The 21,239-nt window shown below is 72.6% G+C and carries 14 protein-coding genes and 1 tRNA gene; 5 read left to right on the top strand and 10 right to left on the bottom strand.

The window, feature by feature from the left end:
- Nucleotides 1–95 precede the first annotated feature (95 nt).
- Complete coding sequence (locus ACFXOA_RS23735; RefSeq protein WP_385032022.1) at nt 96–659, top strand: ATP-binding protein; 564 nt, start codon at nt 96–98, stop codon at nt 657–659.
- Nucleotides 660–789: 130 nt separating this feature from the next.
- Here ACFXOA_RS23735 and ACFXOA_RS23740 read toward each other — a convergent pair whose 3' ends face one another.
- Nucleotides 790–1,032: a DUF397 domain-containing protein gene (locus ACFXOA_RS23740; RefSeq protein ID WP_385032076.1), complete on the bottom strand. Its 243-nt coding sequence runs from the start codon at nt 1,030–1,032 to the stop codon at nt 790–792.
- A gap of 264 nt (nt 1,033–1,296) precedes the next feature.
- Between ACFXOA_RS23740 and ACFXOA_RS23745 the strand changes: the two genes are divergently transcribed.
- The gene (locus ACFXOA_RS23745; RefSeq protein WP_385032025.1) at nt 1,297–1,776 is read left to right on the top strand and encodes a hypothetical protein; all 480 of its coding nucleotides are present in this window, start codon (nt 1,297–1,299) and stop codon (nt 1,774–1,776) included.
- Nucleotides 1,777–1,782: 6 nt separating this feature from the next.
- Here ACFXOA_RS23745 and ACFXOA_RS23750 read toward each other — a convergent pair whose 3' ends face one another.
- Entirely contained in the window at nt 1,783–3,861 is a 2,079-nt protein-coding gene (locus ACFXOA_RS23750; protein WP_385032028.1) for an FUSC family protein, read from the bottom strand.
- A gap of 216 nt (nt 3,862–4,077) precedes the next feature.
- Nucleotides 4,078–5,250, bottom strand: coding sequence for a DUF2786 domain-containing protein (locus ACFXOA_RS23755; RefSeq protein WP_385032031.1), 1,173 nt, complete (start codon nt 5,248–5,250; stop codon nt 4,078–4,080).
- Between the two features lie 115 nt (nt 5,251–5,365).
- Between ACFXOA_RS23755 and ACFXOA_RS23760 the strand changes: the two genes are divergently transcribed.
- Nucleotides 5,366–7,072 (top strand): bifunctional 3'-5' exonuclease/DNA polymerase, encoded by a 1,707-nt coding sequence (locus tag ACFXOA_RS23760; protein ID WP_385032034.1) that lies wholly within the window; start codon nt 5,366–5,368, stop codon nt 7,070–7,072.
- Nucleotides 7,073–7,275: 203 nt separating this feature from the next.
- Here ACFXOA_RS23760 and ACFXOA_RS23765 read toward each other — a convergent pair whose 3' ends face one another.
- Nucleotides 7,276–8,646 carry a carbohydrate-binding protein gene (locus ACFXOA_RS23765; protein WP_385032037.1) on the bottom strand — a complete coding sequence of 457 codons (1,371 nt, stop codon included), beginning with the start codon at nt 8,644–8,646 and terminating at the stop codon, nt 7,276–7,278.
- A 299-nt stretch (nt 8,647–8,945) separates the two neighbouring features.
- Between ACFXOA_RS23765 and ACFXOA_RS23770 the strand changes: the two genes are divergently transcribed.
- Entirely contained in the window at nt 8,946–9,644 is a 699-nt protein-coding gene (locus ACFXOA_RS23770) for a phosphotransferase (protein ID WP_385032040.1), read from the top strand.
- A gap of 412 nt (nt 9,645–10,056) precedes the next feature.
- A complete protein-coding gene (locus tag ACFXOA_RS23775; RefSeq protein WP_385032043.1) occupies nt 10,057–10,671 on the top strand; it encodes a cysteine hydrolase in 615 nt (204 codons plus the stop codon).
- A gap of 84 nt (nt 10,672–10,755) precedes the next feature.
- Here the strand turns inward: ACFXOA_RS23775 and ACFXOA_RS23780 are convergent.
- From ACFXOA_RS23780 to ACFXOA_RS23805, 6 genes are all read right to left on the bottom strand, one after another.
- Nucleotides 10,756–10,832, bottom strand: a tRNA-Thr gene (locus tag ACFXOA_RS23780).
- A 98-nt stretch (nt 10,833–10,930) separates the two neighbouring features.
- Nucleotides 10,931–12,460, bottom strand: coding sequence for an alpha/beta hydrolase (locus ACFXOA_RS23785; RefSeq protein ID WP_385032046.1), 1,530 nt, complete (start codon nt 12,458–12,460; stop codon nt 10,931–10,933).
- A 133-nt stretch (nt 12,461–12,593) separates the two neighbouring features.
- A complete protein-coding gene (locus ACFXOA_RS23790) occupies nt 12,594–13,799 on the bottom strand; it encodes a DNA polymerase III subunit delta' (protein ID WP_385032049.1) in 1,206 nt (401 codons plus the stop codon).
- A 208-nt stretch (nt 13,800–14,007) separates the two neighbouring features.
- Entirely contained in the window at nt 14,008–17,151 is a 3,144-nt protein-coding gene (gene tmk, locus ACFXOA_RS23795; protein ID WP_385032052.1) for a dTMP kinase, read from the bottom strand.
- Between the two features lie 234 nt (nt 17,152–17,385).
- On the bottom strand, nt 17,386–20,250 hold the full coding sequence (gene topA / locus ACFXOA_RS23800; RefSeq protein WP_385032055.1) for a type I DNA topoisomerase: 2,865 nt from the start codon (nt 20,248–20,250) through the stop codon (nt 17,386–17,388).
- Nucleotides 20,251–20,527: 277 nt separating this feature from the next.
- Complete coding sequence (locus tag ACFXOA_RS23805) at nt 20,528–20,725, bottom strand: hypothetical protein (RefSeq protein ID WP_385032058.1); 198 nt, start codon at nt 20,723–20,725, stop codon at nt 20,528–20,530.
- Nucleotides 20,726–21,239 lie beyond the last annotated feature (514 nt).

A 21,239-nucleotide genomic window follows, 5' to 3' on the forward strand; every position in this document is an offset into this window, starting at 1 on the left:
TGCGCACCTGCGTGCTCGTTCGTGTTGTGCCGCTGTACCCGCAGTGCCCGCCAGAAGCAGTGCCGCTACAGCCGCGAATCCCGGGAGTGCCTCGCATGGGGACGAATGGATCGACGATGCTCGAGCCGTTACGGCAGGGCCTTCCCCCCATCGACCCGTCGGCGGTCGCGGGATCGGCGTCCTGCACGCTTCCGGCCCGGTACGAAGCGGTTCGCGGGGCGCGGCGGTTCACCCGTACGACCCTGTGCTCCTGGGACCTGGGTGACCACTTCGACGACGTCGCGCTGGTCGTGTCCGAGCTGGTCACCAACGCCCTCCGGCACGCCCTGCCCTCGGAGGCCGCCCGGGAACGCCAGGACGACACCGTGCGCCTGCACCTCATGCGCTGGAGTTCACGCCTGGTGTGCGCGGTACGTGACCCGAGCGAGCGGGGGCCGGTCGCCGGGGAGGCGCCCGATTCCGCGGAGTCGGGCCGGGGCCTGTTCCTCGTCGAGTCCTTCAGCGACTCCTGGGGCTGGCACCCCTCCCCCGTGCCCGTCGGGGACAAGGCGCCCGACGGCGGGCTCGGCAAGGTGGTCTGGGCTCTCTTCCGGCTGACCGACCACCCCGCCCCGATACCCGAGTGCGTCACGCTGGACGCGCTTCCCGGCTCCCTCTGACCGGCTCCCTCCGACCGACGGCCCCGCGGCACCCCGGGCACCCCGGGTACCGCGGGCCCCACCGGGGACCGTCCGCCGCACGCCCCGGCCGGTCTGCCGCACGCTCTGGCCGGAACGGCCGCACCCGCGCTCAGGCGCCGGTCGCCAAGTGGTCGAACTCCCCGTCCTTGGCGCCCAGAAGCAGCGCCTCTATCTCCGCCGGCGTATAGACGAGCGCCGGCCCGTCGGGGTGGCGCGAGTTCCGCATCGCCACATTCCCCCCGGGCAGTTTCGCGAACTCCACGCATGAACCCTGGGAGTTGCTGTGCCTGCTCTTCTGCCAGACGACTCCGCGAAGCTCTGTGGCCGCCATGCCGTTGTACACGTGGTGCACAGGACGCTCCCGAGTTGCAAGGTGCAAAAGTCAACTACCACGGATCATAGCTGTGTTCATATGCCGATGCATGAGCAGATGCACGTGCACGGGCGGTGCGCGGGTGATTACAGGTTTTCCGCCCGGGTGCCCACCCTTCCTCCGCCTCTATGGGTAACAGACGAACGGATCGCCAATTCGGCTCCCGTCGCACCGCGTTGTTCGATACGCCCTGGTAGCTTGGCGCCGACTCCGGGCCGGGAATCCTGACGAGAGGAAACTCCATTGGACAGCCTCCAACGCTCCGGTGCCCTCGTCGCCACCGGTCTCCTGTCGGCTCTCACCCTGACCGCCTGCGGAGGTGACTCCCCCTCCGCCCGGCCGGACCCGGACCTCGGGCCGGCCTCGACGGGAAGCGCGCCCCCGGTGGGCGGCGGCGAGGACACGGCGACGGCGGCCCCGGACATCGCGGCGCTCCAGGGCAGCTGGACCGGGACGTCCGGCGGGGAGCCCGTCGCCCTGTCGGTCACCTCGGGCAAGGTGGCCCTCGCGGCCGGGCCGCACCTGTGCCAGGGCGAGGTGAAGGACAGGGGCGCGGTGGTGTTCACCCTCGAGTGCCTCGACGGGGACACCGACCGGACCCGCGGAACCGTCGGATCCAACGACGGGAGGAAACTGGTGGTCGCCTGGGACGGCGGGACCGAGGACCCCCTGACGAAGACCGACCCCGGCGGCAGCACACCGAGTGGGCCTCCGTCGCCCTGACGGGTCTCAGGCCCGTCCGCTGCTGATCTCCAGGGCGCGGGAGAAGTCCTCCAGGGCCCGCAGGAGCAGGATGGCGCCGTTGCGCACGAAGGAGTCGGGCGGAGGCCCCTGAGCCCCGGCCTGCCGGGCCAGCGCCGCCCGCACCGGCTCCCAGTCCGGCACCCGGCGCTCCCGCACCGCCTTGGCCCCCTCCTCGGTGGCCAGGCGCAGCGCATCGGACAGTTCCGCCGCCTCGGGCACCGGTGTGGCGGACGCGGCGGGCAGATGGGCTTCCATCAGCATCGCGACCCGGCCGAACTGGGCGAGCGCGTCCTGCGCGTCGGCGGCGGACGTCCGGGAGATCCCGCGATGGCGGACCGGTTCGAGCTGGGCCCGCTCCAGCGCCTCCTGCCACACCATGCGGGCCTCCCTTGTGGTGAGCAGGGCGGCCCGCACCTCGTCCAGGCTCCGGGACGAGGGGTCCGCGTACCTGTCCAGGACCGTGGCGGCGTACCGTCCGTCCGTGGTCACCCAGCCGGCCAGCCGGTCACGGAGCCTCGGGGTCTCCCAGGCGGGGTACACGGCGTAGGCGAGCATGGCGAGCAGCCCGCCGAGGAGGGTCAGGACGACCCGTTCCACGACGTTCTGCGACCAGTCGTCGCCGGCCATGCCCAGCAGGAACACGACGTAGGCCGACGCGCACACCTGCCCGACCGCGTATCCGGTGCGCATCAGCAGGTACATCAGCCCCGCGCTGACCACGGCGAGCAGGGCCGAGACCCCCACCGCCGGGGCCGCCTGGACGACCGCGCCCGCGACGGCCACGCCGACCACGGTGCCCAGGAAACGGGCCACCGAGCGCGAGTACGTCTGGGTGAACTCAGGGCGCATCACCATCACCGCGGTCATGGGCGCCCAGTAGCCGTGGCCGAGGGGCAGCGCGGTGCCGATGACATAGCCCGCCGCGGCCACCGCGGTCACCCGTTCGGCGTGCCGGAGGATCATCGACCCGCGTCGCATCTCCCGTCGGACGGAGCGGTAGACGACCGGGACCAGCTTCAGCAGGGTGGGCCGGCGGCGGTGCGGCACGAGCGGTTCGCCGGGCGTCCGGTCGTCGGTCCCGGTGCCCTCTGCGATCTCGACGACGTCGGCCAGCAGGGAGACGAGCCGGTCGGCGGCGCGGCGGGGCGGGCCGGTGAGGATGACGTCGGTGTCCGGTGACTTCAGTACGGACAGGGCGGTCTCCTCCAGCTGCACCGGGTCGCCGTGGCGTACCGCCCGGGACGCGGAGTCCAGCAGCGACCCGGCGGAGCCGAGGATCTCCCAGACCCAGTAGCGTTCGGGCCCCTCCGCCGGCACCCCCAGGGCGGGATCCGCCAGCGAGGCGAGAACCGGCCGCAGCCGTTCGGCCACCCCTCGCGCTCCGTGCAGGTCGGCGGGACGGTTGCGTGCCTGCCGGGGCGTGACGGCGGCGGCACTGCGCGCGGTCATCAGCGGGACGGGGTCGAAGGGCGCTACGGGGTCGTCGCGCAGCCTGCGCGCGTAGTCGGCCTCGGCGGCCAGCGCGTCGGCCAGCGCGTCCCGCTGGGCGCCCCACCGGCGTACCGGGAACAGCACGATCAGCGCCGCCTGGACGAGCCCGCCGAACGCGATCGTCAGCGCGTGCAGGGCCGCGTCGGCCACGGACGTGGGCAGGGTGACCGTGACCAGCATGATCGCGACGTTGGAGCCCGCGATGATGCCCCCCGTCGGGCCCGCCGCCCAGGCCATCCCTGCGGCGAACGTCCAGAGCACCAGCAGGGCGAGGAAGAGCACCGTGTGGGTCACGGTGAGATACCCGACGAACGTGGAGACGGCGAGGCTGGCCCCGGAGACCAGGGCGAGGACGGGCCGGGGACGCCAGCTGCGCTGGAAGGTGGCGATCGCGGCCTGGAACGCGCCGAACGCGGAACCCACGGCGGTCACCGGCCCGAACAGCAGGAAACTGATCCCGATCACGAGGGCGAGGCCCGCGGCTCCACGCAACGCGACGAGCGGTTCGAGACGGCGCCGCTCGATGGTCAACCCTGAGCGGGCTGTCTCCTTCAGCGCCCGGAGCCAGCTCATGGGCCGAGCCTATCCGGATTTCCGGACAACTCGGGCTTATGCCCCTCGGTGGGACCCAGGGCCTCTCGTTCGGATCATGCCGGGCTCGCGTGCCCCGGTGCCGCACCTCGCGGTGTTGTCGCCGGTCCCCGACGCGAGCGTCGCCTCCCTGCTCCGCCTCGCGATGCACGGCTCCGGGCCCCGCACCCTGATCCGGCCTGATCCGAACGAAAAACCCTAGCGCCGGATCTCCGGCCCTGATCCGCCCATCCGTGCGCGGTCCGCCGCGGCCGTGCCGTGGCTCCACCCCTCGGCGTCCGTGGCCCCGCGCAGACGCGTGGTGGTGGTCCGGGGGAACATCCGCTCCGCGGTGTCGGTGACGGCGACGTCCCGGGCGGCCAGGACCGGCAGCAGCCCGCCGTCGGGCGCATCGCCGCCCGAACCGGCCTCGGATCCCGCCGCGGCGGTGACCCGTGCGGTGTCCGACGCGAGACGGCTGCCCAGACGCTGGGCGTACGCCAGCAGGAAGGACTGCCGGAAGGTCTTGGTCCGCTTGCGTCCGCCCGCTCTCTGGCCTGCCTCCGCCTTCGTCATCGCGGACGTCCCCTGGACCAGCAGGGAGGTGAAGAGCAGCTCCACCGCCTCCAGGTCGGGCTCGAACCCCACGACCGTGGTGAAGCCGAGATCGCTGTTCCAGACCGCACGGCAGCGGTTCGCCGAGGCCACGGCATCGAGCAGGACCGCCTTCGCGCTCTCGTACGGCGGGTCCACCCCGATGCGTACGGCGCCCGGCGTCGCGGCGTCGTGCGAGCGGGCGGCGAGGACCGCCTCGTCGATGCTGTGGCGGGCCATCAGCTCCTGTGCCTTGGTGGTGAGCGCCTCCGCCTCCTCGGGGAATCCGGTCGCCTCCGCCTTGGCGAGCAGCGCCCGGATCCTGGTCAGCATCCGGGACTCGCCGTGGACGGGCGGCCTGTACGGATCCCCCGCCGCCGCCCCCGGCGCCGGCCCGACGGGCTCGATGACGGGGAGGCGCAGCAGGAGGCGGTACAGCTCCAGCAGCGCGGAGCAGTAGGTGAAACGGTCCGGGCGGTTGCGGAGCGCGGGGGCCGGCATGGCGGCCAGCTGCTCCGGCCAGCGCGGCGGGAGCTGCCCGTATCCGGCGGTCTCCGCCGTGACCAGTGCGGAGACGAGCGCCGCCCCGCCCTCGTCCAGCTCGCGACGGACGGTCCGTACGACGTCGGCGGGCTGCCAGCCGCGCGCCCAGGCACGCCGGAGGAACTCCTCGCCCCGGCGGTGCAGCTCCGCGTCGGACGACGGGTCCGCGGCGAGGAGGGAGGCGCCCGTGTCCAGGCCCGCGTCGCCGTCCGAGTACAGGGCCGCGGCACACGCCCGGTCGGTCACCGATTCCATCCGGCCAGGTTAAGGCCCTGCGCGGCCGCGCCGGCCGGCGCGGCCGGGTACGCCCGCACGGCGGGGCGCCCGGTGAGCCGGGGCGCTGTCAGTGGCCGGTGCGAGACTCGGCCCCATGACCGAACGCTGGGCTCTGGCCGTCGCGGAGGGCGGGGGTGCGCTCCTGGCGCCGCTGACACCTGAGGGCCTGCCCGCCGGTCCGGTCCTGGCCGAACCCGACCTCGTCGAGTCCGTCCGCTCCCGCCCCGACGTGGGCCGCTGGGTCTGGCGCTCGACCGCCGGGGTCTACCCCCGGCTGCTCGCGGCCGGCGTCAGGGTCGAGCGCTGTTACGACATCGAGTGCGCCGAGCTCCTGCTCCTCGGCCACGAGGGCCGGCTCGGGGAACCCCGCTCGGCCGCGGCCGCGTGGGCGCGGCTGCGCAACGCACCGGTGCCGCCCGATCCGCCGCCCCGCTCGGCCGAGCCGGGCTCGCAGTCCTACCTCTTCGATCCGGGCTCCGGGACCGACCTGCCCTTCGAGGCGCTCCTGGAGGTCTACGCCGAGCAGTCGCGCCGCCACGAGGCGGCCACGCACCCCGCGAGGATGCGGCTGCTCACGGCCTCGGAGTCCGCCGGCATGCTGGTCGCCGCCGAGATGAACCGGTCGGGCCTCCCCTGGCGGGCCGACGTGCACCGGGAGGTGCTGACCGGCCTGCTCGGCGAGCGGTACGCGGGCGGCGGCGAGCCACGCCTGCTGGCCGAGGCGGCGGAGGAGGTGTCGGCGGCCTTCGGCAGACGGGTGCGCCCCGATCTGCCCGCCGACGTGGTGAAGGCCTTCGCCCAGGCGGGGATCAAGGTGAGATCGACCCGGCGCTGGGAACTGGAGGACGTCGACCACCCGGCGGTCGAACCGCTGATCCGCTACAAGAAGCTGTACCGCGTCTGGACGGCGCACGGCTGGGGCTGGCTCCAGGGCTGGGTCCGTGAGGGCCGCTTCCGGCCGGAGTACCAGCCCGGAGGCACGGTCACCGGGCGCTGGACGACCAACGGCGGCGGAGCCCTGCAGATTCCGAAGGTGATACGTCAGGCGGTCGTAGCCGACGACGGCTGGCGCCTGGTCGTGGCGGACGCCGACCAGATGGAGCCGCGGGTCCTCGCCGCGATCTCCCGCGACCCGGGGCTGATGGAGGTCGCCGGACAGGACGGCGACCTCTACAAGGCCCTGTCCGACCGGGCGTTCCACGGCGACCGCGACCACGCCAAGCTGGCCCTGCTGGGGGCCGTCTACGGCCAGACCTCGGGCGACGGGCTGAAGAACCTCGCGGCGCTGCGGCGGCGGTTCCCCCTGGCGGTGGCGTATGTGGACGATGCGGCGAAGGCCGGGGAGGAGGGACGGCTCGTCCGCACCTGGCTGGGACGCACGAGCCCGCCCGCCGTCGGTGCCGAGGAGGCCGGGGAGGCCGGCATCCCCCAGGAGAGCGAGGAGGCACCTTCCGCGCGAGAGACCGGCGGCTACGGCTTCACGCCGGGATACGCCTCGTCGGACACCAGGGCGCGCGGACGCTTCACCCGCAACTTCGTGGTCCAGGGCAGCGCGGCGGAATGGGCCCTGCTGCTCCTGGCGGCGCTGCGGCGGACGCTGGCCGTGGAAGGGATGCGCGGGGAGCTGGTCTTCTTCCAGCACGACGAGGTGATCGTGCACTGCCCGGCCGATGAGGCCCCCAGGGTGGTGGAGGCGATCCGGGAGGCCGGTGAGCTGGCGGGGCGGATCGCCTTCGGGGAGACGCCCGTGCGGTTCCCGTTCACCACGGCGGTCGTCGAGCGGTACTCCGACGCCAAGTGACGGCGCGCCGCCGACCCGTCCGACACCAAGTGACCGCGCCTGCGGGGCCGTTCGACACCGGATGACCGCGCCTGCGGGCCCGCCCGACACCAAGTGCCCTCGCCCACGGGCCCGTCCGACACCGGATGACCGCGCCTGCGGGCCCGTCTCCGTCCCTGGACGCTGCCCTCCGGGGTACGGCGACGAGCCCTCGTCCGGGTGTGTCAGATCCGCTGCCAGAGCGCGGGGACGTTCGGCGGCTGCCAGCCCGCCTGGGCCTGATGCCCCTGCAGGCAGCGGTAGCTCGCGCCACCGTAGGTGACCACCGCGCCGGCGGCGTAGGTGGTGCCGGCGGCCCAGGTGCCGCCCGGCTCGGTCGGCGGGTCGGTCGGCGGGTCGGTGGGCGGGTCGGTCGGCGTACCGCTGGTGACGAGGGTCAGCCCGTAGGCGGACAGCGCCGGGTTGACCGGCTGGTAGTACGTCGTACCGCCCTGGGAGCAGTTGCCCGAGCCGCCGGAGGTGACGCCCTGGGCCTGGCTTCCGGAGATGAACGAGCCGCCGGAGTCACCGGGTTCGGCGCAGACACTGGTCCGGGTCACCCCGGTGATGGTGCCCTCCGGGTAGGTGACGCTGCTGTTGTGCTGCTGAATGGTGCCGCAGTGCCAACCCGTCGTGGAACCGGAGCGGCAGACGGAGGAGCCGGCCACGGCCTGGGTGGACCCGGTGACGGTCACGTCGCCGTTGCCGTACCCGTTGACCAGGGGGCGAGGCGTCCAGTTGCTGTTGGTGGCGACCCACGCGTAGTCGCGGCCGGGGAAGGTGGAGCCCTGGAAGGTTCCCTGCGCCTGCTGGTTGACCCCGCTGGTGGTGACACCGGCCGTCCCGCAGTGTCCGGCGGTGACGAAGCCGTTCTGGGTGCCCCGCTTGACGGGGAAGCCGATGGAACAGCGGCCCGAACCGTTCATGTAGTACGCGTCACCGCCCCGCAGATCCGCGAGGGCACGGGGCTGTTCGTCCGACCGCTCGATCCGCACCAGGTCGCGGGGGACACCCGCCGCGGCAAGGAGACGGTCCGCCGCACGCGGGACCGCGGCGTTCACCACCAAGCGGTTCCCGCTGATGTCGACGTACCAGGAAGGTACGTCCTTCGGGGCCTTCTCACGCGCCACCGCGTCCAGGGCCGCCTGAGCGGCCTCCAGGCGGCCCAGGCTGTGGGCGACCACTTCGGCACGGGCACCTGCGGCGGTGATCCGCCCGACGTCGGAGCGATCGGTGGTCGAGACGGTGAGGACGGCGGTGCCACCGCTCAGCCGGGCTCCGGCGAAGTCCGTGCCGAGGGACCTCTCCAGCGCCGCCGCCACGGCCGCCGCGCGGTGCTCGTCGGCTATCCGGGCCTTCGCCTGCGTGGCGTCCAGCCCGAGGTCCCGCCACATGGCGTCGAGCAGTCCGGGTGAGAGGCGGTCTGCGGTGGGCGCGGCGCCCTGGACAGGGTCGGCCGAGGCGACACCGGTCAGGCCGGCGAGGGCGAGCGCGCCGACGGCCACGGCGGCGGCTCCGGTGGCGAAGGCGCGTCTGCGGAGCACGGTTGTCTCCACGTCACTCTCCTTGGGTTCGGGGGCGTCGGGCTCCGGGGGAGCGGAGACCGCGAGTGGGGAATGCCGAAAAAGTAGCCGGGCGCGCCTCGGCGCAGGAGATCCCTTCCACCCCCTGTCACGGCGTTATGGGGTGCCCCAGCGCCGCCTTCGCCCCCGGACGGCAGGGGCTGCTCCCAGTGCCCTGACGTCCGGTCTCAGTTCCCTGACCTCCGGGCCGGCCGAGGCCGCCGTTCGCGGGCGCCTGACTCCGCCCCGCCGGCGACTCCCCGGGGCAGGACCGCGCGGGTTAGGTTCCCCCCATGCATACAGGCCCGCTCCTGGGCTCGGGACGCACCGCCGACGTGTACGAACTCGACGGCACCTGGGTCCTGCGCCGATACCGCAACGGCATCGACACCACCGGCGAACTCGCCGTGATGGCGTACCTCTCCGCCACCGGCTTCCCGGTGCCCCGCATCGGCCCACCGGCCGACGACGCGCGGCCCATGGACCTCGTACTGCAACGGCTGACCGGACCCACGCTGGCCGGGGCACTCCTGGCGGGCACCCTCACCCCGGACGAGGGCGCGGAACTGATGGCACGCCTCCTGCGTGAACTGCACTCCATACCCGCCCGGCTGTCCCAGGACCCCGGGCACCGGATCCTGCACATGGACCTGCACCCGGAGAACGTGGTCCTCACCCCCGAGGGCGCCGTGGTCATCGACTGGCTGACGGCGTCCGAGGGACCTCCCGCCCTCGACCGGGCCATGACGGCGCTGATCCTGGCCCAGGTGTCCCTCACACGCGCATCCGACGGCGAACGGGTGCGCGCACTGCTGACGGCGCTGCTGTCCCGGTTCGACGACGACGGCGGCATACCCGCCGAGGCGCTCGACCGCGCAACCGTCCTGCGCGCCGCGGACCCCGGACTGACCCCGCGGGAGGCCGACGCGGTCGGACGGGCGGCGGCACTCGTCGTACGGCTCGGTGAGGGCCCCGGGGCCCGGGAGCGGTGACCCGCCGTGGACCCCCGGGACCTCCCGCCGAGCCGTCTGCTCGCAGGTATCGCGGTGCTGCTCACCGGGCTCGGGCTGTTGGCCTGGTCCCTGCTGAGCGCCCCAGGGGACGTACCACCGAGCCGGGCGGCGAGCCGGTCAGGACGCACCAGCGCACTGGGCAGGCCGCCCGGCTCGGCACCGGCCACCGGATCCCCGTACCCCGCGTCACCCACAAGCGTCCCCATCACCCGGCCCGACCCGCCATGCGCTCCCGCGCACAGCCGCAGCATAGGGAGCAGCGAGCCGGGGCCGCCCACCACGCGCTTCGGCGATCCGCCGCCGGAGCTGACGCGTTACGCGGACACTTACCCCTCTTGTCGGGCAAGCTGTGCGATGTCGCTGATGAGTCCCCGCACGCCAAGGAGCCGACATGTCCGAGACATTCCGCATCGATCCGGCGAAGACCGCGCTCATCCTGATCGAGTACCAGAACGACTTCACCAGCACGGGCGGGGTGCTCAACAGAGCCGTGTCCGGAGTGATGGAGAAGACCGGCATGCTCGCGAACACGGTGGCCCTGGCCGAGGCGGCGCGCGCCGCCGGTGTCACCGTCATGCACGCCCCCATCACCTTCGCCCCCGGCTACGGCGAACTGGCGCGCAGCCCCTACGGCATCCTCAAGGGCGTCGTGGACGGATCGGCCTTCATCAAGGGCACCTGGGGCGCGGCGATCGTGGACGACCTCGCTCCGGTCGACGGCGACATCGTGATCGAGGGCAAGCGGGGCCTCGACACCTTCGCCAGCACGAACCTCGACTTCATCCTCCGGAACAAGGGCATCGAGACGATCATCCTCGGCGGCTTCCTCACCAACTGCTGCGTCGAGTCCACGATGCGCACCGGGTACGAGAACGGCTTCCGGGTCATCACCCTCCAGGACTGCGTGGCCGCCACCTCCCAGGAGGAGCACGACAACGCACTCGCCTACGACTACCCGATGTTCTCCCTGCCGATGACGTCCGCCGAGGTCATCGCCGCCCTCTGAGGCCCCGGAACCCCGTGGTCCCGCCGGCACAGGGCCGAGAACCCAGGAAACCCCAGGCAGGAGTCCTCCGGCCTGGGGTTTCGATGGAGCCGCCTTCGGGATTCGAACCCGAGACCTACGCATTACGAGTGCGTTGCTCTGGCCATCTGAGCTAAGGCGGCACGCTCTGTCACACCATGGTGCGATCAGCAGCGACGCCAAGTCTACACAGTTTCCGGGAGTGCTCCGCACCACCCTCCGGCTCCACCGTCCATGCTGGTCAGCCGCACTTCTTGCCGTTCTTCGGCGGGGTGCCGTCCAGAAGGTAGGTGTTGACCGCCGTGTCGATGCAGTCGCTGCCCCGGCCGTACGCCGTGTGCCCGTCGCCCTCGTAGGTCAGCAGGGAACCGGAGGAGAGCTGCTCCGCGAGGGATTCGGCCCACCTGTAGGGGGTGGCGGGGTCGCGGGTCGTGCCGACCACGACGATCGGGGCGGCGCCCTTGGCATCCGTGCGGTGCGGAGTGCCCGTGGGCTCGACGGGCCAGGAGGTGCAGTTGAGAGCCGCCCAGGCGAAGCCTTCGCCGAAGACGGGGGACGCCTTCTCGAAATCCGGGAGCGCCTTCCGCACCGCTTCGGGCCCTGTGAAGGCAGGTGCTAGGTCCAGGCAGTTCACGGCAGCGTTCGCGAACATCAGATTGGCGTACTTACCGCTGGGCTCGCGCTCGTAGTAGCCGTCGGCCAGGGCGAGGAGCCCCGAGCCGTCTCCGCGCTGCGCGCCGGCGATCGCCTCACGGAGCTGCGGCCAGGCGGCCTCGTCGTACATCGCGGCGATGACGCCTGTGGTTCCCAGGGACTCGGTCAGCTTCCGGCTCTCACCGGTCGGAGCGGGCTGGGCGTCCAGATCGCGGAACAGCTTCTTCAGTGCTGCGGCGGCGTCCTCGGTGGAGGTCGTGCCCAACGGGCAGTCCGACTGCTTCACGCAGTCCGCGGCGAAGGACTGGAAGGCCGCCTCGAAACCCGCGGTCTGGTCCCGGTTGATGTCGATCGCGGGAAGCGACGGGTCCATCGCCCCGTCGAGAACCAGGCGTCCCACCCGCGAGGGGAACAGGTCGGCGTACGTCGCTCCGAGGAAGGTGCCGTACGAGGCTCCGACATAGTGCAGCTTCTCGTCACCGAGCAGCGAACGCAGGATGTCCATGTCGCGCGCCGTCTCGACCGTGGAGACGTGCGGGAGGATCTCACCCGAACGCTTCTCGCAGCCGTTCGCGAAGGTCTCGAAGGCGTTGGTCAGCTTCGTGATCTCGGCATCGTCGTCGGGCGTCTGGTCCACCTGTGTGTAGGCGTCCATCTGCTTGCCGGTGAGGCACTCGACCGGTTCGCTGCGCGCCACGCCCCGCGGATCGATGGCCACCATGTCGTACCTCGCCCGGACCGGCGCCGGGTACCCGATGGCCGCGTAGCCCTGGAGGTAGCCGATGGCCGAGCCACCCGGACCGCCGGGGTTCACCAGCAGGGAACCGATGCGCTTGCCCGGCCCGGTGGCCTTCTTCCTGGAGACCGCGAGGTCGATGTCGCCGCCGCCGGGCTTCTCGTAGTCCAGCGGGGCCTTCATCGTGGCGCACTGGAAGCCCTCGACGCCGCAGTCCCGCCAGCTCAGCTTCTGGCCGTAGTAGGGCTGAAGTTCCTCCGTCGCCGCAGATCCCGTCGCCGACGCGCTGGGCGCCGAACCTCCGCTGCTGCAGCCGGAGACGAGGAGGCCGGCAGTACCGAGTGCGGTGGCGAAGGTGCGGAGCAGGCGCCTGGAGTCCATTCCCGGAGCGTAGCCGCCGCCCGACGACTGAACCGATTCCCTGCTCAAACGGGTGAATTCGCGTGCGTCGTCCACCCGTACGGACTACCGCCGGACCGTGGCGGTCGGGCGCCACACCCGGTGCTCCCGGCGGTCAGCCCGCCCGGAGCGCCACAGTCATCGCCTCCACCGCGAGCAGTGGCGCGACGTTCCGGTCGAGGGCGCGGCGGCAGGCGATCACCGCCTCGATGCGGCGCAGGGTGCGCTCGGCGGTGGAGTCCTCGGCGACCCGGTCGAGGGCGTCCCGCACGTCGGTGTTGGCCAACGCGATCCCCGAACCGAGCTGCAGGGCGAGCACATCGCGGTAGAAGCCGGTGAGATCACTCAGCGCGAGATCGAGGCTGTCGCGCTGCGTACGCGTCCTGCGGCGCTTCTGCCGGTCCTCCAGCTCCTTCATCGCGCCCGCCGTCCCCCGCGGCATCCGGCCGCCGGCGGCAGCGCCCAGCGCCGCCTTCAGGTCGTCCGTCTCCTTGACGTCGACCTCCTCGGCCAGCTGCTTCGCGTCGTCCGTGGCGGTGTCGATCAGCTCCTGGGCGGCCTTGAGGCAGCCCCCCACGTCATGGACCCGCAGCGGGACCTTCAGCACCGCTGCCCGGCGGGCGCGTGCCCGCTCGTCCGTGGCCAGGCGGCGCGCCCGGCCGATGTGCCCCTGGGTGGCGCGGGCGGCGGACGCGGCCCGCTCGGGATCGATGCCGTCCCGCCGGATCAGGACATCGGCCACGGCGTCGACGGGCGGTGTACGCAGTGTGAGGTGGCGGCACCGGGACCGGATCGTGGGCAGCACGTCCTCCAGGGACGGGGCGCAGAGCAGCCAGACCGTCCGCGGCGCGGGCTCCTCCACCGCCTTCAGCAGGACGTTCCCGGCGCCCTCGGTCAGCCGGTCGGCGTCCTCCATGACGATGACCTGCCAGCGCCCCACCGCGGGGGACAGCTGAGCACGGCGGACCAGCTCACGGGTCTCCTTCACACCGATGGAGAGGAGGTCCGTGCGGATCACCTCGACGTCGGCGTGCGTACCGATCAGCGCCGTGTGGCAACCGTCGCAGAACCCGCAGCCCGGCGCGCCGCCGAGAGCGCGGTCGGGGCTGGTGCACTGGAGCGCGGCGGCGAAGGCGCGGGCGGCGGTGGATCGACCGGAACCGGGCGGTCCGGTGAACAGCCAGGCGTGGGTCATCTTCGATCCCGGAGGGACCGGCTTCCCCTCGGAATCCGCGGTGACGAGCGCATCGGCGTCCCTGGCGGCGGCACCGAGCTGCTCCTGCACCCGGTCCTGTCCGACCAGGTCGTCCCATACGGTCATGGTCACCGCCCTTCCGATGGCGTGGTGTGTCGTGTCTGGGACAGGTGGTGCGTCACGGCGCCCGACACGGAGACGCCGGGACCGCCGACGCCTCCCCATTGTGCGGGAAGCGTCTGACAATCCCGGCGTAGTCCGCCCTGCCGCCCCGATCCGCACCGGGCCGCCCTCCGGGGCGGGCCCGGTACGCCCGGTGGGCAGGGCGGCCACGTCAGCGGCGCGGCCGCCGCCCGCCCCGGCCCGTGTCGTCCTGGTCGTCGTCGTGCCCGCCGAGGAGCTCGTCGGCGAGGGACGGCAGATCGTCGAGCGGCGTCTCCTCCGCCCAGTCGGAGCGCGGCCGCTGCTGACGGCCCCGCGTCTCCTGGTCCGCGTGTCCGGCCCGGGGATCATCGCTGATCTGCGGCAGTTCACGCGTGCGCTCGTTCTCGCCCTCGGCCGGGGATGCGGAGCGCTCGTCACGGAACACACCGGGCGGCACACGGTCCGCGGGGGCCTCGTCCCGTACCGGGGGCAGCACCGCCGTCTCGTCCGCGTCGCGCACCGGACGGAGCACCGCCGTCTCGTCCGCGTCACGCGCCGGCCGGTCGGGCCTGGCGACCGGCACCGGCTGAGTGATCTCGTTCGGGTTCACCACCGGCGTCGGGACGGTCAACTCGTTGTCGGACGCGGAGGAACCGGACGAAGAACCGGAGGAACCGGCAGCCCTGCCGGGCTCCCCGGCATCCGGACGCCCCGAGTCGTGCGACCGCTGCGCGGCGGCCTCCTCCTCGGCCCTGGCGGCCGCCTCGGCCTCGGCCCGGCGGCGCGTCTCCTCCGAGCGGATCAGCGCCTCCTCGGCCCTGCGCTGCTTCTCCAGGCGCAGTTCCTCGGCCTCCTTGCGGAGCCTCGCCTCTTCCTGCGCCTGGCGCCGCAGCCGCTCCTGCTCGGCCTCGCGTGCCCGGTCCTCGGCCTCGATCCGGGCCCGCTCCTCCTCCGCCCGGCGGCGGGCGTCCTCGGCGCGCTGCCGGGCCTCCTCCGCCTGCCGTTCGGCCTCGCGCTGCCGCGCCTCTTCCTCCTCGCGGCGCTTGCGCTCCTCCTCCTCGGCACGGAGCTTGGCCAGCTGTGCCTGCCGCTCACGCTCCAGGCGTTCCTCCTCGGCCTTGCGGGCGGCCTCCTCCTCGGCCTTGCGCCTGGCCTCCTCCTCGGCGGCCTTGCGCGCCTCCTCCTTGGCCTTGATCTCGGCCTCGGAGAGCGGCAGGAGGTGGTCGAGCCGGTGGCGCACGACCGTGGTGATCGCTTCGGGTTCCTGTCCGGCGTCCACCACGAGGTAGCGGGCCGGGTCGGCGGCGGCGAGGGTCAGGAAGCCCGACCGCACCCGCCGGTGGAAGTCGGCCGGCTCGGACTCGAGCCTGTCGGGGGCCTCGGTGAACCGTTCCCGCGCGGTCTCCGGATCGACGTCCAGGAGCACCGTCAGATGCGGCACCAGACCGCTCGTGGCCCAGCGCGAGATCCGTGCGATCTCCGTGGGGGCCAGGTCGCGGCCCGCGCCCTGGTAGGCGACGGAGGAGTCGATGTACCGGTCCGAGATCACGACCGCGCCGCGCTCCAGCGCGGGACGGACCACGGAGTCCACGTGCTCGGCCCGGTCGGCGGCGTACAGCAGTGCCTCGGCCCGGTTCGACAGGCCGGCCGACGAGACGTCCAGCAGGATCGAACGCAGCCGCTTGCCGATCGGGGTGGCGCCCGGTTCCCGGGTCACGACGACCTCGTGGCCCTTGGCCCGGATCCACTCCGCGAGCGCCTCCACCTGGGTGGACTTGCCGGCTCCGTCGCCGCCCTCGAGCGCGAGGAAGAAACCGTTCCCCGCGGGTGCGACCGCGGGATCACCGCCGCGCAGCGCCTCACGGAGGTCGCGGCGGAGCGGTACACCGGACCGGTCGTCGGTCTTCGCGAGGACGATGACCGCGACGGGCAGCAGCAGGGCACCGATCAGCATCAGCGCGAAGGCCGCGCCGCCGTGCGCGAAGACGAAGTCCCCCGAACCGAGCCGGTGGCGCCCGATGGCTCCGGCCAGCAGCGGTCCGCCCACCGCGCCGAGCGCGATCAGCAGCCGGACGACGGCCTGGAGGTGCTCGGTGACCCTGGCCTGGCGGGGAGCCTCGGCCTCCTGGTCGATGATCGCGTGCCCGATGTGCGCGGCGACCCCCGCCGCGTATCCGGCGAGCAGGGCGATCAGCAGCCCGGTCGCGGTGTCGGGCACCAGGCCCAGCGCGAGGAGCGCCACCCCGGTGACGGCGGTGGCCAGGGCCAGCAGGCGGCGTCGGGACAGAGCGGGGAGCACCTTGGGTGCCGTACGGATGCCGAGCGCGGTCCCTCCGGTCAGGACCAGGATCAGCAGGGCGAAGGTGGCGGGGCCGCCACCGAGGTCTGCCGCGTGCAGCACCGAGACGGCACCGGCGGCGGAGATCGCACCGGCCACCAGCGCGCACACGGCGACGACCAGCGGGATGCTCCCTGTGCGGCCCTTGTCGGATCCGGCACCGGCAGCCGGCCTGCGCAGACCCTCCAGCGGCGAGCGCGGACGGGGTGTGCGGGTGTTCGGGAGTTCGAGGAAGTACAGGGTCGAGACGGAGGCGGAGAAGAGCCCCGCCGCGACGTACGACCCGAGGGCCGCCTGGTGGAAGGAGAACCATTCGAAGCCGGTGCCGAGCAGTTCACCGATGAGAGCGGCGACCACGAGCACGGCGGCGGCCGTGGGGACCGCCAGGAAGTTCGTGCGCAGGGAGAGCCTGCGCAGGGCGTCGAGGTGGTCCGGCAGCGGGCGCACCGCGGCGCCCTCGGGGGGCGGTGGGGGAAGGAGCGCGGGTGCCGCGCTCTCCTTGGCCACCGACCAGAGCCGCTCGGCGACACCGGCGACGAATACGGTGACGAGGATCATCATGAGCGCCTTGTCGGGCACCCAGTCGATCCACAGCGGCGCGACGACCAGCAGCGCGAGCCGAAGCCCGTCCGCCCCGATCATCAGCCACCGCCGGTCGACGGGACCGCCCGGCGCGACGAGGGCCGTCAGGGGCCCCAGGAGTACGGCTCCGAAGAGCACGGTGGAAAGGATGCGGGCGCCGAACACCGCGGCGACGGCGAAAGCCGCTCCGCGGTATCCGTGCCCGAATGAGCCCTCGAGGACCGCCGCCTGCAGCGACAGCAGCACAAGCACGAGAAGGGCGAGTGAATCGCCGATACTGCCGACGAGCTGGGCGCTCCACAACCGCCGGAGCGGGGGAACACGCAGAAGGGCTCGTACGGCGCGCTCGCGTGAGTCTGCGGCAAGTGTGTCGGAGGTGGGGCTCACGACCGGTGGCTGCTCGGCTCGCGTCATCCGCCCAGCCTATCGGGAGCGGTGAGGTGACCGGGGGCCGCGTCCGAACATATGCCCACGGAAACACGGTCCGCAGGTCACAGGACCGCCGGACGGGCCGGGGGGTCCCCCGGCCCGTCCGGCGTTCGGGTACGGCCGGCATCCGGAGCCCGCTCCCACGGCCCGGGCCGCCCGTGCCGGATCTGCGGGCTCCGCCGCGCTTCCTGTCTCGGCCCGGCGGCGTTCCGCGCCCGGTCAGCTCTCCTCGGACGGTTCCGCGGCAGCCCGCTTCGCCGTCGCAGTGGCCTTCTTCGCGGTCGTCTTCTTCGCCGCCGTCGTCTTGGCCGTCGTCTTCTTCGCCGCCGTGGTCTTCTTCGCGGTCGTCTTCTTGGCCGTCGTGGTCTTCTTCGCGGCCGTCTTCTTGGCCGGGGCCTTCTTCGCCGTCTTCTTCTTGGCCGGGCCCTTGGCCCGCTTCTCCGCCAGCAACTCGTAGCCGCGCTCCGGCGTGATCTCCTCGACGCTGTCGCCGGTCCGCAGGGTCGCGTTGGTCTCGCCGTCGGTGACATACGCGCCGAAGCGGCCGTCTTTCACCACCACCGGGGCACCGCTCACCGGATCCGTGCCCAGCTCCTTGAGCGGCGGCTTGGCTGCGGCCCGGCCGCGCTGCTTCGGCTGCGCGTAGATCGCGAGGGCCTCTTCGAGCGTGATGTCGAAGAGCTGATCCTCCGAGGTCAGCGACCGGGAGTCGGTGCCCTTCTTGAGGTACGGGCCGTACCGGCCGTTCTGCGCGGTGATCTCGACGCCCTCGGCGTCCTCACCGACGACCCGCGGCAGCGACATCAGCTTGAGCGCGTCCGCCAGGGTCACTGTGTCGAGGGACATCGACTTGAAGAGCGAGGCGGTCCGCGGCTTCACCGCGTTCTTGCCCGTCTTCGGCGTGCCCTCGGGCAGGACCTCGGTGACGTACGGACCGTACCGTCCGTCCTTCGCGATGATCTGGTTGCCGCTCACCGGGTCGGCGCCGAGCTCGAAGTCGCCGCTCGGCTTCGCCAGCAGCTCCTCCGCGAGCTCGACCGAAAGCTCGTCGGGCGCCAGGTCGTCCGGGACGTCCGCGCGCTGGTGACCCTCGGAGTCCTTCTCGCCACGCTCGATGTACGGGCCGTAGCGGCCGACGCGGAGCTTGATGTCGTTGCCGACGGGGAACGAGGAGATCTCCCGGGCGTCGATGGCGCCCAGGTCGGTCACGAGTTCCTTCAGACCGCCGAGGTGGTCGCCGTCACCGTTGCCCGCGTCGGAGGCCGCGCCCGCGCCCAGGGTGTCGTCGCCGGCGCCGAAGTAGAAGCGGCGCAGCCACGGCACGGACTGGGCCTCGCCCCGCGCGATGCGGTCGAGGTCGTCCTCCATACGAGCGGTGAAGTCGTAGTCGACGAGCCGGCCGAAGTGCTTCTCCAGCAGGTTGACCACGGCGAACGAGAGGAACGACGGCACGAGGGCCGTGCCCTTCTTGAACACGTACCCGCGGTCCAGGATCGTCCCGATGATCGACGCGTACGTCGACGGACGGCCGATCTCACGCTCTTCGAGCTCCTTGACCAGCGAGGCCTCGGTGTACCGGGCCGGAGGCTTGGTCGCGTGTCCGTCGACAGTGACCTCGTCGGCGGTCAGCGCGTCGCCCTCGGCGACCTGCGGCAGCCTGCGCTCGCGGTCGTCCAGCTCGGCGTTCGGGTCGTCGGCGCCCTCGACGTACGCCTTCATGAACCCGTGGAAGGTGATCGTCTTGCCGGAGGCGGAGAACTCGGCGTCCCTGCCGTCGCTCGCCCGGCCGCCGATCTTCACCGTGACGGAGTTACCCGTGGCGTCCTTCATCTGGGAGGCGACGGTCCGCTTCCAGATGAGCTCGTACAGACGGAACTGGTCACCGGTGAGGCCCGTCTCGGCCGGGGTGCGGAAGCGGTCGCCGGAGGGGCGGATCGCCTCGTGCGCCTCCTGGGCGTTCTTGACCTTGCCGGCGTACGTGCGCGGCTTGTCGGGCAGGTAGTTCGCACCGTACAGCTGGGTGACCTGGGCCCGGGCCGCGGCGACCGCGGTGTCCGAGAGGGTCGTGGAGTCCGTACGCATGTAGGTGATGAAGCCGTTCTCGTACAGCTTCTGCGCCACCTGCATCGTGGCCTTGGCCCCGAAGCCCAGCTTGCGGCTCGCCTCCTGCTGGAGGGTCGTCGTGCGGAAGGGCGCGTACGGCGAGCGGCGGTAGGGCTTCGACTCCACGGAACGGACCGTGAAGGCGGAATCGGCGAGCGCCGCGGCCAGTGCGCGGGCGTTGGCCTCGTCCAGGTGCAGCGTCTGGGCCGAGCCCTGCTTCAGCTGCCCGTCGGCGCCGAAGTCACGGCCCTGGGCGATACGGCGCCCGTCGACCGCGCTGAGGCGGGCGGTGAGCGTCGAGGGGTCGGAGGCGTCGCCGGTACGGCCGGTGGCGAAGGTCCCGGTCAGGTCCCAGTACTCGGCGGAGCGGAAGGCGATGCGCTCCCGCTCCCGCTCGACGACCAGACGGGTCGCCACGGACTGGACACGGCCCGCGGAGAGCCGCGGCATGACCTTCTTCCACAGGACCGGCGAGACCTCGTAGCCGTAGAGGCGGTCGAGGATGCGGCGGGTCTCCTGGGCGTCGACCATGCGCTGGTTGAGCTCACGCGGATTGGCCACGGCGGAACGGATCGCGTCCTTGGTGATCTCGTGGAAGACCATCCGGTGGACGGGGACCTTGGGCCTGAGAACTTCCTGCAGGTGCCACGCGATGGCTTCGCCCTCGCGGTCCTCATCGGTGGCGAGGAAGAGTTCGTCGGATTCGGCGAGGAGCTGCTTCAGCTTCCTGACCTGGGCCTTCTTGTCAGCGTTGACGACGTAGATCGGCTGGAAGTCGTTCTCGACGTCCACACCGAGGCGGCGCACCTCACCGGTGTACTCGTCCGGCACCTCGGCGGCGCCGTTCGGCAGGTCGCGGATGTGCCCGACGCTCGCCTCGACGACGTATCCGGGGCCGAGGTAGCCCTTGATCGTCTTCGCCTTGGCAGGCGACTCGACAATGACGAGTCGGCGGCCTGCGGTCTCGCTGGTCGGGGACAACTTCGCTCTTCTCTCCGGTCGGCACTCGTGTGCATCCGGGCGGCGCTCTGGCTGCCCGCGGTGCTGTCGCTGCGGAGTGTGACGGTACAACCCGCCCCCGTGTCAAACGGCAAAAGCCCGCAACGGCCACTCGAACGGTAACCCGACTTCCGCCATTCCTGCCGCCCGGACTGCCCGGTCCGCCCCGTGCGGTCGTGCCGTCGGCGGGTTCGGAGGTGCTCTCGGCGGAGCTGCGGGGCGGTCGCGCGGAGGGCCCCGCAGCTGCCGGCGAAGTGGATCAGATGCGGGTGAGGCACCACACGCCGAGGACGAGGAAGAGTACGCCGAAGAGCGTGGCCAGAGCGGTGGAAGCGACGGGGCTCACACCGAGTGCCACCGGCGCGCGACGGACCGTTCGCGCCCCTGTCCAGACGAGGAGCGCGGCACCGAACAGCACGAAGGTCGCACCGGCGAATCCCGCGGTGACACTCTCCATGTCCGTACCCCTCAACTTCTCCCACGGCCGGCACCGGTCTCGCCCTGGCGCGGCCGACATCGCGGCGCCCGCACCGGTCTCGCCCGGCGGGCCGTGCGAACGGCTCGGCAGAGGGGAGGCTGCCACGCCACGGCGTCCCCGGCGCGAACCCCGGATGAACACCTCGCGGCGGCCTGCGGAACGGTCGTGAACGGAACCCGGGTCCGCCACGGAACGCCGATCCGGGTTGCTGCGGAGCCGCTGGTCGTGGCGGTGGAGAGCGCCGAGGGGCGGAGCGGCGGCAGCAGGAACGGAGCAGGGATCCGACCGCCCGCCGGGTCAGCCCGGCCGGTCCGGCGCGTGGGCCGAGCCGGCCCGCGCAGCGGGGTGGTGCGGCGGTGCCGTTCAGCGGCGTCCGGCACGTGCGCCGGTACCGTGCGGCGGCGTCCGGCACGTGGGCCGGTACCGTGCGGCGGCGTCCGGCACGTGGGCCGGTACCGTGCGGCGGCGTCCGGCACGTGCGCCGGTACCGGCC

This window comes from Streptomyces sp. NPDC059166 (genome assembly GCF_042755185.1).
Lineage (GTDB): Bacteria > Actinomycetota > Actinomycetes > Streptomycetales > Streptomycetaceae > Streptomyces.